A 12,702-nucleotide genomic window follows, 5' to 3' on the forward strand; every position below is an offset into this window, starting at 1 on the left:
CGTGCCTTTCAGACGCCGCTCAACACCCAGGATGCCGCCTTTTCCGCGATCATCAGGGTGGGGGAATTTGTGTTGCCGCTTGTAATTTCGGGCATGACGCTGGCGTCCACGACGCGCAGACCCGCCACGCCTTTGACCCGCAAGTGGGGGTCCAGAACGGCGGTGTCGTCATCAACGTGGCCCATTTTTACGGTACCGACGGGGTGAAAAATCGTGCTGGCGATATCGCCGGCCAGTTTGGCAAGGTCGGCGTCGCTTTGGTATTGGGGACCGGGTTTGTATTCATGCGGCGCGTATTTATCCATGGCGGGCTGGGCCATGATGTCGCGCACCTGGCGCAAGCTGTCCGCGGCGACCTTGCGGTCGTCGGCGGTGGACAGATAATTCGGGGAAATCAGCGGCGCATCGCGGAAATTGTTCGACCGGATCTGCACCTGGCCCCGGCTGGTGGGGTTCAGGTTGCAGACGCTGACGGTGATCGCCGGAAAGTCATGCAGCGGATCGCCAAACGCATCAAGGCTGAGGGGTTGAACGTGGTATTCAAGGTTGGCATGGGTGCGGCTGGGATCGGACCGGGTGAAAGCACCCAGCTGGCTGGGTGACATGCTCATGGGGCCGGATCGTTTGAACAAGTATTCCGCGCCGATTTTGGCTTTGCCAAACAGGTTTGCAGCGAGTTTATTCAAGGTTTTGGTGCCCGCAACCTTGTAAACGGCCCGGATTTGCAAATGGTCCTGCAGGTTCAGGCCAACGGGGGCGTCTTTGGCAACGTCGATGCCATGGGCCCGCAGTGTGGCGGCGGGGCCGATGCCGGACAGCTGCAGGATCTGGGGGGAATTGATGGCCCCGGCGCTGAGGATCACCTCTTTGTTCGCGGATGCGGTCACGGTCTGGCCATAACGGTTAACGCGCGCGCCAGTGCAGCGCAGCGCGCCGTCGTCGCTCCGCGCAAGGGTCAGCTTTTCGACCTGCGCCTGAGTCCAGATCGTTAAATTGGGGCGCGATTTGGCAGGGCGCAGAAAGGCTTTGGATGTGTTCCAGCGCCAGCCAGAGCGTTGGTTGACGTCGAAATAACCCACGCCCGCATTATCGCCGCTGTTGAAATCATCGGTCTTGGGGATGCCGTTTTGCACCGCCGCATCGGCAAAGCTGTCCAGAACATCCCAGCGCAGGCGTTGCTTTTCGATCCGCCACTCGCCGCCCGATCCGTGCAGGTCGGAAAAGCGGCTGTTGTCGCCGGTGACCGGGTCTGCGCCGCCGTCGAGTTTATAGTGATCTTCATGCGCCATGAAATCACGCAGTGATCGGTCCCAGTTCCAGGCATCTTCACCGGTCAATTTGGCCCAATTGTCATAGTCGCGGGCCTGACCGCGCATATAAATCATGCCGTTGATCGATGAACAGCCGCCCAGCGTTTTGCCGCGTGGATAGCGTAGGGCGCGGCCGTTCAGGCCTGCGTCGGGCTCTGTCTGATACATCCAGTCGGTGCGCGGATTGCCGATGCAATATAGATAGCCAACGGGGATGTGGATCCAGTGATAGGTGTCGGGTTTGCCCGCTTCCAGCAGCAGAACACGGTTTTTGGGGTCGGCGGATAGGCGGTTGGCCATCAGGCACCCGGCCGTGCCGCCGCCGATGACGATATAATCAGATGTCGTGGTCGGGGTGGTCATGAGGCAGGCTCCGATGGTTTTGAGGAGCGTATGAAGGCTGAGGGCAGAAATCCAATGACATTTGACGCGCAGTGATATTAGGTTTTGTAATATGGATAGACTTGCAAACATCACGACGCTGCGGGCTTTTGTCACCGTGGCGCATCTGGGCAGCGTGTCGCGCGCGGCAGAGGCGCTGCATTTGACGCAGCCTGCGATCAGCCATCAGATAAAGCGGCTGGCCGAGGATACGGGCGTGACCCTGTTCCGCCGAACCCCGCGCGGGCTAGAGATTACGGCCGAAGGCGCAGAGATTGTCACCAAGGCTGAGGCCGTTCTGGGCGCGATGGCGGATTTCCAGCGCAGCGCGCGGCAGCAGGGCGGGCGGATCAGCGGGCGGTTGCGGATTGGCACGGTTGTCGACCCGGAGTTCATTCGTCTGGGCCGTCTGCTGGGCCAGCTGCGCACCAGCTATCCCGGTATCGCGACAGAGCTGGCGCATGGCGTCAGTGGCGATGTGGTTGCGCGATTGCGGCGCGGCCAGATTGATGCGGGCTATCATTTGACGGTGCCAGAGGCCGGGGCCGAGGTCGGGCAAGAGGCGCTGCATACCGTGCGGCTGGCGGATGTGACGTACCGCATCATCGCGCCTGCGGGCTGGGATGCTTTGGTCGAAACGGACGACTGGGGCGTCTTGGCCGCGCTGCCTTGGATCGGCACGCCAGAGGCGTCGGTGCATTCGCGGCTGCTGGCGGGGATATTGGTGCAGGCGGGCTGCACGCAGAACGTCGTCGCGATGGTGGACCAAGAAGCGTCGATGCTGGAAATGGTGCGGGCGGGCGTAGGGCTAAGCCTGTGCCGCGAGTCGATTGCCTTGCACCAGCGGCAGACCGCGGGACTAGCGATGTGTTCGGGCATCAGCGTGCCTGCGTCGCTGAGCTTTTCAACGCTGGCACGGCGGGCGGATGATCCGCTGATCGCCGTGCTGTTCGATCTGCTCGGTTCGCATTGGCGTTGACCTTTGGCGCTAGGCGACCAGCGCAACTAGGCCATCTGGCGGCAGGCTGATCGTGACCTCCTCGCCGATCTGAGGCGGGGGGGTGGCGGCGCGGTTGAAGGTGTCCAGCGTCAGGTCATGCCCGCCCAAATCGGCGGTGATGCGGATGATCGCGCCAAGGAATTGCACCTCTGTAATGCGGCCCATCAGCGTGACGTCGCCGGGGTTGCCCGTGCCAAGGGTTGCGGATTCGGGGCGCAGGGCAAGGGTGATGGCCGCGCCGCTTGCGGCCTCGACCGGGCGGTTTAGGACCACGGTGCTGTCGCCAAGGCGCACGGTGCCCGTTGCGGGGTCGGTAACGGTGGCGTCAAACGTGTTCAGCGTGCCGACGAAGCTGGCGACAAAGCGCGTGGCGGGACGGTTATAGACCTGATGCGGCGTGCCGATCTGGTCGGCGCGACCGCCAGACATGACGACAACGCGGTCGGACATCGACAGCGCCTCTTCCTGGTCGTGGGTGACGAAGATCGTCGTGATGCCAAGACGTTGCTGGATGCTGCGGATTTCGCGGCGCAGGCTGGCACGGATCTTGGCGTCAAGGGCCGACAGCGGCTCGTCCAGCAGCAGCACCTTGGGGCGCACGGCCAATGCACGGGCCAAGGCGACGCGCTGTTGCTGGCCGCCGGACAGCTGAAATGGATAGCGGTTGCCCAGATCGGCAAGTCCGATGAGCGAGAGCATCTCGGTCACGCGTTCGGCGGTTTCGGCCTTGGATACGCCAGCAACCTTAAGGCCAAAGGCAACGTTCTGCGCGACGGTCAGGTTGGGGAACAGGGCGTAGGCCTGAAACACCATGCCGATGTTGCGCTGGTTGGATTTGAGCGATGTGACGTCCTGCCCGTCTATATGGATACTGCCGGCAGAGGGCACTTCGAACCCGCCGACCATGCGCAGCACGGTGGTTTTGCCGCAGCCGGACGGCCCGAGCAGGGATACGAACTCACCCTTTTCAATCGCAAGGTTGAAGTCTTTGACGACGTGGTTTGCGCCATAGGATTTATCGAGGTGGGCTAGGTCCAGAAAGGCCATTCGTTACGCTCTTTTATGTTTGGACAGTCGGCTGACCATCTGGATCAGACCCATACAGGCCCAAGTGATCGCGAAGGCAATCACGGCCAGTGCGGCAGGCTCGTAGGCTTTGTTTGCGCCAAGGATTTGCATGTAGGGGCCAAAGGCGGGCCGGTCGAGCAGGGCTGCCATGGTGAATTCGCCAATGACGATAGCAAGGGTCAGGAAGGCACCCGACAGCACCGCGCCCAGCACGTTGGGCAGGATCAGCGTGGCCATAATGCGCAGCCAGCCTGCGCCAAGGGACTGGGCGGCTTCTGTCATGGTGGCGACGTCAATGGTGCGCAGGCCGGTGTCAACAGCGCGGTACATATAGGGCAGGGCAAGGGTCGCGTAGCCGAACATCAGCAGGATGTTGGTGCCCATCACGGACCCGGTCATCGGCAGCCAGCCAGAGGTGTTGTAAAGGCGGATATAGCCGAACACGACAACGATAGCGGGGATGACAAGTGGCAGCAGGGTGACAAATTCGACGACAGGCCGCATGCGCGGCATTTTCAGCTGCACCCAATAGGCTGTCGGTACAACCAGCAGGATGCCGAACAGGATCGTGAAAAAGGCCATGACCAGCGAAAACACGAATGTCGCCTGAAACTGCGGATCGGCAAGGACTACGCGGTAGGCGTCGAGAGAATAGACGCCCCGGCGCATGGACAGGGAAAACTCTGCCATGCCGATCATCGGCATGATGAAATAAAGGCATCCCAGAAGGATGGTGCCATAGGCGGCGATGCGGGTCATTTCAGCCACCTTTCAGCGCGCAGGCGCAGGACGATATAGATCGTGTTTGCGGCCCCGGTGATGATGATCATGCCAAAGGCCAGCGCATAACCAAGGTTGGGGTTGCCCAGAACGTCGCCTCTGATCTGCGCATAAAGCAGGATCGGCGCGATGTTCAGGGACGGCCCCGTCAGCGCGATGGCGGTGGCGACAGCGCCAAACGCATTGGCGAACAGCAGCGCCATAGTCCCAAGGATCGACGGAAACAGGATCGGCAGGGCGACCATGCGCCAGTATTGCAGACGGGTCGCGCCAAGGATGTCGGCGGCCTCCCTCCATTCCTTTTTCAGTCCCTCAAGCGCGGGGGTGATGATCAGGATCATCAGGGGGATCTGAAAGAACAGGTAGGTGATAATCAGGCCCCATGTGGACAGCAGGTTCCAGCCATACATCCGCAGATTGATGCCAAATTCCGTGCGCAAATACATGGTGATCAGGCCCGCAGGGCCGATGGTCGCGATAAAGGCAAAGGCCAGCGGCACGCCGGCAAAGTTGGACGCCACGCCGGAAAAGGTCATCAGCGGGCTTTTGACGCGGTTACTAATCCCGCCCAGTGTCATGGCCGCGGCCATGGCAAAGCCGATCAGGCAGCCCAGCAGCGCGGACAGAAAGCTGACCTTGATCGACACCCAATAGGCCGACAGGATCGTCGGCGTATTCAGGTCAAGGATGTTTTGAAAGGTAAAGCCGCCCTGCGGTGTGCGGAAGGCGCCGATCACGATGAACAGCGTGGGGGCGATCAGGAACAGCCCGGTAAAGGCGATGAATGGGACCAATCCCACCCAACGCTGCGCTTGCGCGACGATTGCCGATTGCTGCGCCATGAAACCCCGTGAACTGGACTTGCGTCGAAACGAAAAGCGTTCCCCGGGTGGTCCGGGGAACGCGCTGTCATGTCAAGGACTTATTGGACGTTTGCGCCGACGATGCTGTCCCATTCCGCCACAACAGCAGCAGAGTTCGCGTTCACCTGATCAAGGGTCGGGAACACGGCAGCTTCGTAGCTGGCAGCAGGCGGCAGGGCGTCCAGCAGGTCCTGCGGGATCGATCCTGCTTTGGCCAGATCGTTAAAGCGGATCGGGTGGCAGTAGCCCGCCAGCCAGCCCAGCTGACCTTCGTCGGAGTACAGGTATTCCATCCAAAGCTTGGCGGCATTCGGCTGCGGCGCGTGGGCGCTGATGGCCTGAACATAAACGCCGGCAAGGACGGCATCGGATGGCACGACGACCTCGACCGGGGGGTTGCCCTGCAGGGTGTCACGAGAGGACAGCGCGTTATAATCCCACTCGATCACGATGGGCGTGGTGCCCTGTGCCAGCGTGCCGGCCTTGCCGATCACGGGGACGAAGTTGCCGATCTTGTTCATTTCGGCAAAGTATTCCATGCCGGCCTTGGCAGCGGCTTCGCCCGGTTCTGCACCCTGCGCCATGCCAGCAGCCATGACGGCCAGGATCGCCTGGTTGGACGCGCGCGGATCACCGGCCAGCGCGACAGAGCCGGCGTATTCAGGCTTGAGCAGGTCTGCAAAGGATGTCGGCACGTTGTCGACCAGATCGGTGTTCACAAGGAACGACATGACGCCGTAATAATCGCCATACCAGTTGCCATCAGCGTCTTTTGCGCCGTCCGGGATGCTGTCCCATGTGGTGACCTTATAGGGCTGAACCAGACCTTCTTCGGTGGCGGCGGGGCCAAAGGACAGGCCGACGTCGATCACGTCAGGCGCTTGCGGGCCGGTGTTGCCAACGTTGGCGCGGATGGCTTCCAGCTCGTCTGCGGAACCGGCATCCGGGTTCAGTTCGTTTACTTCGATATCGGGGTATTTCGCCTTGAAGCCGGCAATCACGTCGCCGTAGCCGCACCAGCTGTGGGGCAGGGCGATGGTGGTCAGGCGGCCTTCGGCGTTCGCGGCGGCGATCAGCTCGTCCGATTGGGCGTGGGCCATCGGCGCAATCAGCATCGACAGGGTGCTGACGGTTGTCATCAGGGCAGTTTTAGAAATCATGGGATACTCCGATTATGATTGCGGGTGTCGTACCGGCTGCGGTTAGACCCGCCCGATGACATTCATGTGACAGAGGTTAACGGCGGATTTTTCGAAAGCAAGACGTTTGGATCGGCGCTGCGCTTTGCCGGCGCTGGGGGCTTTTCGTTTCCGCTTTCCTGCGTAGGATGGCAGCGAACAGCCAAAGGATCAGGCCATGCAAAGCCGCTATCGCACGACCCTTGGGGGGCAGGTTTGGCATTACGACACGCTGGCGCAGGTGATGGCGCGGGCAACGCCGGACCGGGCGGGGGACCGGCTGGCCGGTGTCGCGGCGACCAGTGCGCAGGACCGGGCCGCAGCGCAGGCGGTTCTGGCGGATGTGCCGCTGCAACGTTTTCTGGACGAGCCGCTGGTGCCCTACGAGGATGACGACGTCACCCGGCTGATCATTGATACACATGATGCCGCGGCCTTTGCACCTGTGGCGCACCTGACGGTGGGCGATTTTCGCGACTGGCTGCTGTCGGATCTGGCGACACCTGCGGTGCTGGCGGCCCTGCGCCCCGGTCTGACGCCAGAAATGGCAGCGGCTGTTTGCAAGATCATGCGCAATCAGGATCTGATCCTTGTCGCGCAGAAGTGCCGCGTGACGACGGCGTTTCGGGATACCATCGGCCTGCCCGGACGGCTGTCGACGCGGGTGCAGCCGAACCATCCGGTGGACGATGCGAACGGCATTGCGGCGTCCATTCTGGACGGATTGATGTATGCGGGTGGTGATGCGGTGATCGGGATCAATCCTGCGACCGACAATGTCGCGCAGGCAGGCCGGTTGTTGCATCTGATGGCGGATATCATCGAAGGCTACGCGATTCCGACACAGTCCTGCGTGCTGACGCATGTTACCAATACGCTGGATTGCATCAACGCAGGCGCGCCGGTCGATCTGGTATTTCAAAGCGTTGGCGGCACGCAGGGCACCAATGATGCCTTTGGATTTACGCTCGATCATCTGGCGCAAGCGCGCGATGCCGCCCTTGGGCTGGGGCGCGGGACGGTCGGGACGAACGTGATGTATTTCGAAACAGGGCAGGGATCGTCCCTGTCTGCAGGCGCGAATCACGGCCTTGATCAACAAACCTGCGAGGCGCGCGCCTATGCCGTGGCGCGGCATTACGATCCGCTGTTGGTGAACACTGTCGTCGGCTTTATCGGGCCGGAATACTTGTATGACGGGCGGGAAATCGCGCGGGCGGGGCTGGAGGATCATTTCTGCGGCAAGCTGCTTGGCCTGCCGATGGGCTGCGATATTTGCTACACCAACCACGCCGAGGCGGATCAGAACGATGTGGACAGCCTGATGACATTGCTGGGTGTCGCGGGCGTTAGTTTCATCATGGGCGTGCCGGGGTCCGACGATATTATGCTTAATTATCAGTCAACATCGTTCCACGACGCCCTTTACTTGCGCCGCGCTTTGGGGCTGAAACCCGCGCCAGAGTTCGACGCCTGGCTGGCGCGCATGGGAATCATGGACAGCGCGGACGGATTCCGGCTGGGCGATGGTATGCCTGATGGTTTTGCCAAACGACTTGCGGGGGCGGCGCATGGTTGAACGGGTCACAGACAATCCCTGGCGCAGTCTGCGCCGCTTTACCGATGCGCGGATTGGGATCGGGCGGGCGGGCGTCAGCCTGCCCACGGCAGAGCTTTTGGCATTCCAGATGGCCCATGCGCAGGCCCGCGACGCGGTGCACCAGCCGCTTGATGTGGCGCGGCTGACGGCGGATCTGGGCAGGATTGACGGGGCCTTGCCCGCGCTGACCGTGCAATCGAAGGCAGCGGACCGCGCCGATTACCTGCGCCATCCGGACAAGGGGCGGCGGTTGGCGGCAGGGACCACATTACTAAGCGATGCGCCGGATCTGGCGATTGTGATCGCCGATGGGCTGTCGTCGCGGGCGGTGCAGGATCATGCGCCGGCGATGCTTTCGGCCCTGATTGCGCAGATGCGGGGGGTGCGCCTGTCGGCACCGATCATTGCTGTGCAGGGGCGGGTGGCGATAGGCGATGACATTGCGGCCGCAATGAATGCAGCGGCGGTGCTGGTCCTGATTGGCGAACGTCCGGGGCTATCCTCGCCCGACTCGCTGGGGCTTTACTTCACGCAAAACCCCGGTCCGGGGCTTAGTGATGCGCGGCGCAACTGCATTTCCAACGTGCGTCCCGCGGGGCTGTTGCCGGACCACGCCGCGGCGCGGTTTGCCTATCTTTATGCGCAGGCCCAGGTGCTGGGCACATCCGGTGTGGCGCTAAAGGATAACTCTGCCCCTTTAGATGGGCTGGCACAGAACGCAGCGACCAGTTTCCTGTCCTTGCCTGCAGGACACAATCGCTAGGTTTTGCAAACCTTGTCTGCAACTAAAATCCGCAGCACGCCGCCACAGGTCGGTTGGTCAGGGGCGGCCTAAGACCGGCCCTGATCTTTTGTTTCAGGCGGCCAAATCTTCTGGCGTGATCGCCAAAAGATCATCCGCACCTTCGCGCACATGGGCCAGCAGGCCAGACACCTCTGGCAATAGGCGGCGGATGTAAAAGGTCGCCAGCCGCGCGCGGGCGGCATCACCGTGGATCACGGCGGCAAGGTGGGCATGCCCGCCCAGCACACGAGCAAAGGCCGCCAGATACGGAACAGCCCCCGCAAAGCGCTGGTTCAGATCAGTCTGCGCCACAAGCCAGTCAGTGGTTTCGCGCAGGTCTTCTGCGGCTTGCCAGACAGCTTCGGCCAGTTCCTTGTTGCTGCTGCGCGCAGCTTCCGATCCGGCCTGAACTTCCTCGATCAACAGACGGGCGGCTTCACCGCCGTCCATCAGTTTGCGTGCGACAAGGTCCATCGCTTGGATGCCGTTCGTGCCTTCATAGATCGCGGTAACGCGCACGTCGCGCAGGTACTGGGCCGCGCCGGTTTCCTCGACAAAGCCCATGCCGCCGTGCACCTGCACCCCGGTCGATGCGACCTTGATGCCAGTGTCAGTGCCAAAGGCCTTGGCAATCGGGGTCAGGAACGCGGCGCGGGCGCGCCAGGTGGCGTCGCCGGTCGCGGTGGTCATGTCGATGGCGCAGGCGCACATCATGGCGATGGCGCGGGCGGCAAAGATGTCGGACTTCATCTCGGCCAGCATGCGGCGCACATCGGCATGTTCGATGATGCTGCCGGAGCCGCCGGCTTTGCCTTGCTTGCGGTCTTGGGCGTAGTGCAGCGCGTGCTGATATGCACCTTCCGCAACACCGATCCCTTGGGTGCCGACCCCAAGGCGGGCGTTGTTCATCATGGTGAACATCGCCGCCATGCCGCCGTTTTCCGGCCCGACCATCCAGCCGGTCGCCCCGTCGTATTCCATCACGGCCGTCGGGCTGCCGTGCAGGCCCAGTTTGTGTTCCAGGCTGACGACGCGCAGGCTGTTCTGCTGGCCGGGATGACCATCCGCATCGGGAATGAACTTCGGCACCAGAAACAGGCTGATCCCCTTGGTGCCGGGCACACCGTCCGGCAGACGGGCAAGGACAAGATGGCAGACGTTTTGGGTGAAATCGTTATCAGCCCAGGAAATATAGATTTTCTGGCCGGAGATCGCATAAGTCCCATCGCCGTTGTCCATAGCCTTGGACCGCAACGCACCAACGTCCGAACCGGCCTGCGGTTCGGTCAGGTTCATCGTGCCGCACCATTCGCCTGAAATCAGCTTGGGGATATACAGATCGCGCAGTTCTTGTGATGCGTGATGCTCCAGCGCCTCGATCTGGCCTTGTGTCATCAGCGGGTTCAGCTGCAGCGACAGGCAGGCGGCGGACATCATGTCGTTTACCGCTGTGGTCAGCGTCATCGGCAGACCCATGCCGCCGTTGTCCGGGTCAGCGGACATGCCAATCCAGCCGCCGTCGGCAATCGCCTTATAGCCATCCGCAAACCCCGGCGAAGTACGCACGACACCATTTTCCAAACGGGCAGGGTGCAGATCACCGCTGCGGTTCAAGGGCGCAAGTATTTCCTCGCACATCTTGGCGGCCTCGGTCAGGATGGCCTCGGTCATATCGGGCGTCGCTTCGCTGAATTTATCGGTCGCGGTGACGGCCGCAAAGTCGGTGACGTGATTCAGCAAAAAACGGAAATCGGAAACGGGGGCGCGGTAGGGCATGGGTCGGCTCCTCCTGAGGCGTGCTTGGCAAGGGCGTGGCGCGGCGGTATGCAGGCGCGATCCTGACCAAGGTAGCCACACCATGCAATCACGCAATGACAACGCCACGTCAGAAACAATCGTCTTTGATTCGGATGATGCAGGATTGGCAAAGGCCGCAGATATCCTTGCCCATGGGGGTTTGGTCGCCTTTCCAACCGAAACCGTCTACGGCCTCGGGGCGGATGCGCGACGCTCTGACGCGGTGACGGGGATCTATACGGCCAAAGGGCGACCCAGCTTCAACCCCCTGATTGTGCATGTTGCCGATCTTGCCGCGGCAGAGGAACTGGTCACATTTACCCCACAGGCTTACTGTCTGGCGCAGGCTTTCTGGCCCGGCGCGCTGACATTGGTGCTGCCGCTGCGGGCAAATGCGGGGATTTCATCGCTGGTGACGGCAGGCCTGACGACACTGGCGGTGCGCGTGCCGGATCACCCTGTCGCGCAAGGGCTATTGCGTGCCTTCGGCGGTCCGGTCGCGGCCCCCAGCGCAAATCCCTCCGGCCGGATCAGTCCGACCACGGCGGCGCATGTTGTCGCAAGTCTTGCAGGGCGCATTGGCGGCGTCGTCGATGGCGGGGCCTGCGGCGTCGGACTTGAATCGACTATTGTAGACGTCACTGGCGATCCGATCCTGCTGCGTGCCGGCGGAGTCGCGGCAGAGGCGCTGGAGACAACGCTGGCGCATCCTTTGATCCGGCAAAGCGGCGTTGCCACGATTACCGCGCCTGGTATGCTGGCCAGCCATTACGCACCGCAAGGCACGGTGCGCCTCAATGCAACGCAGGCACGGGCTGGTGAAGTCTTGCTGGGATTCGGCTCCGTCACAGGTGATCTGACCCTTTCCGCCTCTGGCGATCTGGCAGAGGCTGCCGCGAACCTGTTCGATCGGCTACATCAGTTGGACGCCATGGGGGCAGTGGCCATCGCTGTCGCGCCCGTACCGGAACATGGTCTGGGCGCGGCCATCAATGACCGCCTGCGCCGGGCCGCGGCACCGCGTCACTAGCCAGCCTGTCGCCGGGTCTTCCTTCTTCTGGTCACAAATATCCTGGGGGTTTGGGGGCAAAGCCCCCAAGGGGTCGGCTTGGCAAAGCCAGGCCGAAACAGGCGGCCAGCACGAAGGGGCCGCAAATGCGCGGCCCCTTCGGTATATTGGCAGGTTCAGACCAGCGCCAACAGCTTTTTGGCTGCTTCTTCGGACGATGCGGGGTTCTGGCCGGTGACAAGCTTTCCATCGGTTACGACAAAAGATCCCCAGTCGGGCCCCTTCTCGTAATGACCGCCATTTGCTTTCAACATGTCCTCAACAAGGAACGGCACCACGTCCGTCAGGCCGACGGCTTCCTCTTCGGTATTGGTGAAACCAGTAACGGTCTTGCCGGTGACAAGCGGCTTGCCGTCGATCCTGGTATTCTTGAAAATGCCCGGCGCGTGGCAGACAGCACCAAGGGGCGTGCCGGCGGCGGTGACGGTTTCGATCAGCCTGATGCTGTCAGCATCGTTGGCCAGATCCCAAAGCGGTCCGTGACCGCCGGGGTAGAACACCGCGTCAAAGTCAGCAGCGTCAATGCCAGATAGTACTTCGGTCTGTGCAAGCGCCTTTTGCGCGTCAGCATCGTCCTTGAAACGGTCGGTCGCAGGGGTCTGCGCGTCCTTGGTATCGGACGACGGATCAAGCGGCGGCTGGCCGCCCTTGGGCGACGCGATGGTGATCTGGGCCCCTGCGTCCTTAAAGACGTAATAGGGGGCGGCAAATTCCTCGAGCCAGAAACCGGTCTTCTTGCCGGTGTCGCCCAGTTTGTCGTGTGACGTCAGAACCATCAAAATTTTCATGGCGTGTCCTTTCAAAGTGACGAGCCCCGCGACCGTTTCGGCGCGGGGCGTCTATGGGGACTAAACCAATTAAGTGTTCTGCGG

General features: G+C 61.9%; 11 protein-coding genes. 4 read left to right on the top strand and 7 right to left on the bottom strand.

All coding sequences use genetic code 11. The features are described from left to right. Nucleotides 1-8: 8 nt before the first annotated feature. Nucleotides 9-1,673, bottom strand: a complete 1,665-nt coding sequence (locus SJY10_RS05410; protein WP_386680269.1) for a GMC family oxidoreductase — start codon at nt 1,671-1,673, stop codon at nt 9-11. A gap of 91 nt (nt 1,674-1,764) precedes the next feature. Here SJY10_RS05410 and SJY10_RS05415 point away from each other — a divergent pair, with 91 nt between their 5' ends. After that, nucleotides 1,765-2,670 (top strand): LysR family transcriptional regulator, encoded by a 906-nt coding sequence (locus tag SJY10_RS05415; RefSeq protein ID WP_386680271.1) that lies wholly within the window; start codon nt 1,765-1,767, stop codon nt 2,668-2,670. A 9-nt stretch (nt 2,671-2,679) separates the two neighbouring features. Here the strand turns inward: SJY10_RS05415 and SJY10_RS05420 are convergent, their stop codons facing one another. From SJY10_RS05420 to SJY10_RS05435, 4 genes are all read right to left on the bottom strand, one after another. After that, nucleotides 2,680-3,738, bottom strand: a complete 1,059-nt coding sequence (locus tag SJY10_RS05420) for an ABC transporter ATP-binding protein (protein WP_386680273.1) — start codon at nt 3,736-3,738, stop codon at nt 2,680-2,682. Between the two features lie 3 nt (nt 3,739-3,741). Beyond that, nucleotides 3,742-4,518: an ABC transporter permease gene (locus SJY10_RS05425; RefSeq protein WP_386680275.1), complete on the bottom strand. Its 777-nt coding sequence runs from the start codon at nt 4,516-4,518 to the stop codon at nt 3,742-3,744. Beyond that, complete coding sequence (locus SJY10_RS05430; protein WP_090186878.1) at nt 4,515-5,381, bottom strand: ABC transporter permease subunit; 867 nt, start codon at nt 5,379-5,381, stop codon at nt 4,515-4,517. Before SJY10_RS05430 ends, SJY10_RS05425 begins: the two co-directional genes overlap by 4 nt. An 80-nt stretch (nt 5,382-5,461) precedes the next feature. Further along, nucleotides 5,462-6,562 (bottom strand): ABC transporter substrate-binding protein, encoded by a 1,101-nt coding sequence (locus SJY10_RS05435; RefSeq protein WP_386680278.1) that lies wholly within the window; start codon nt 6,560-6,562, stop codon nt 5,462-5,464. 196 nt (nt 6,563-6,758) lie between these two features. On the opposite strand from SJY10_RS05435, the gene SJY10_RS05440 reads away from it, so the two are divergent. After that, on the top strand, nt 6,759-8,159 hold the full coding sequence (locus SJY10_RS05440) for an ethanolamine ammonia-lyase subunit EutB (protein ID WP_386680280.1): 1,401 nt from the start codon (nt 6,759-6,761) through the stop codon (nt 8,157-8,159). Further along, entirely contained in the window at nt 8,152-8,943 is a 792-nt protein-coding gene (eutC, locus tag SJY10_RS05445) for an ethanolamine ammonia-lyase subunit EutC (RefSeq protein ID WP_386680282.1), read from the top strand. The genes SJY10_RS05440 and eutC overlap by 8 nt, the downstream gene beginning before the upstream one ends. Before the next feature lie 93 nt (nt 8,944-9,036). On the opposite strand, the gene SJY10_RS05450 is transcribed toward eutC, so the two are convergent. Beyond that, nucleotides 9,037-10,740 (bottom strand): acyl-CoA dehydrogenase, encoded by a 1,704-nt coding sequence (locus SJY10_RS05450; RefSeq protein ID WP_386680284.1) that lies wholly within the window; start codon nt 10,738-10,740, stop codon nt 9,037-9,039. Nucleotides 10,741-10,822: 82 nt separating this feature from the next. Between SJY10_RS05450 and SJY10_RS05455 the strand changes: the two genes are divergently transcribed. Beyond that, nucleotides 10,823-11,791 carry an L-threonylcarbamoyladenylate synthase gene (locus SJY10_RS05455; protein ID WP_386680286.1) on the top strand — a complete coding sequence of 323 codons (969 nt, stop codon included), beginning with the start codon at nt 10,823-10,825 and terminating at the stop codon, nt 11,789-11,791. A 155-nt stretch (nt 11,792-11,946) separates the two neighbouring features. Here the strand turns inward: SJY10_RS05455 and SJY10_RS05460 are convergent, their stop codons facing one another. Next, the gene (locus tag SJY10_RS05460; protein ID WP_386680288.1) at nt 11,947-12,618 is read right to left on the bottom strand and encodes a type 1 glutamine amidotransferase domain-containing protein; all 672 of its coding nucleotides are present in this window, start codon (nt 12,616-12,618) and stop codon (nt 11,947-11,949) included. Between the last annotated feature and the right edge of the window lie 84 nt (nt 12,619-12,702).

This window comes from Loktanella sp. R86503 (assembly GCF_042466455.1).
Taxonomy (GTDB): domain Bacteria; phylum Pseudomonadota; class Alphaproteobacteria; order Rhodobacterales; family Rhodobacteraceae; genus Loktanella.

What these genes read in the sequence shown, in the direction of transcription:
- SJY10_RS05440 (WP_386680280.1), top strand. Translation starts at nt 6,759, where the DNA reads ATGCAAAGCCGCTATCGCACGACCCTTGGGGGGCAGGTTTGGCATTAC.
- SJY10_RS05425 (WP_386680275.1), bottom strand. Translation starts at nt 4,518, where the DNA reads ATGACCCGCATCGCCGCCTATGGCACCATCCTTCTGGGATGCCTTTAT.
- SJY10_RS05415 (WP_386680271.1), top strand. Translation starts at nt 1,765, where the DNA reads ATGGATAGACTTGCAAACATCACGACGCTGCGGGCTTTTGTCACCGTG.
- eutC (WP_386680282.1), top strand. Translation starts at nt 8,152, where the DNA reads ATGGTTGAACGGGTCACAGACAATCCCTGGCGCAGTCTGCGCCGCTTT.
- SJY10_RS05420 (WP_386680273.1), bottom strand. Translation starts at nt 3,738, where the DNA reads ATGGCCTTTCTGGACCTAGCCCACCTCGATAAATCCTATGGCGCAAAC.
- SJY10_RS05455 (WP_386680286.1), top strand. Translation starts at nt 10,823, where the DNA reads ATGCAATCACGCAATGACAACGCCACGTCAGAAACAATCGTCTTTGAT.
- SJY10_RS05410 (WP_386680269.1), bottom strand. Translation starts at nt 1,673, where the DNA reads ATGACCACCCCGACCACGACATCTGATTATATCGTCATCGGCGGCGGC.
- SJY10_RS05460 (WP_386680288.1), bottom strand. Translation starts at nt 12,618, where the DNA reads ATGAAAATTTTGATGGTTCTGACGTCACACGACAAACTGGGCGACACC.
- SJY10_RS05435 (WP_386680278.1), bottom strand. Translation starts at nt 6,562, where the DNA reads ATGATTTCTAAAACTGCCCTGATGACAACCGTCAGCACCCTGTCGATG.
- SJY10_RS05450 (WP_386680284.1), bottom strand. Translation starts at nt 10,740, where the DNA reads ATGCCCTACCGCGCCCCCGTTTCCGATTTCCGTTTTTTGCTGAATCAC.
- SJY10_RS05430 (WP_090186878.1), bottom strand. Translation starts at nt 5,381, where the DNA reads ATGGCGCAGCAATCGGCAATCGTCGCGCAAGCGCAGCGTTGGGTGGGA.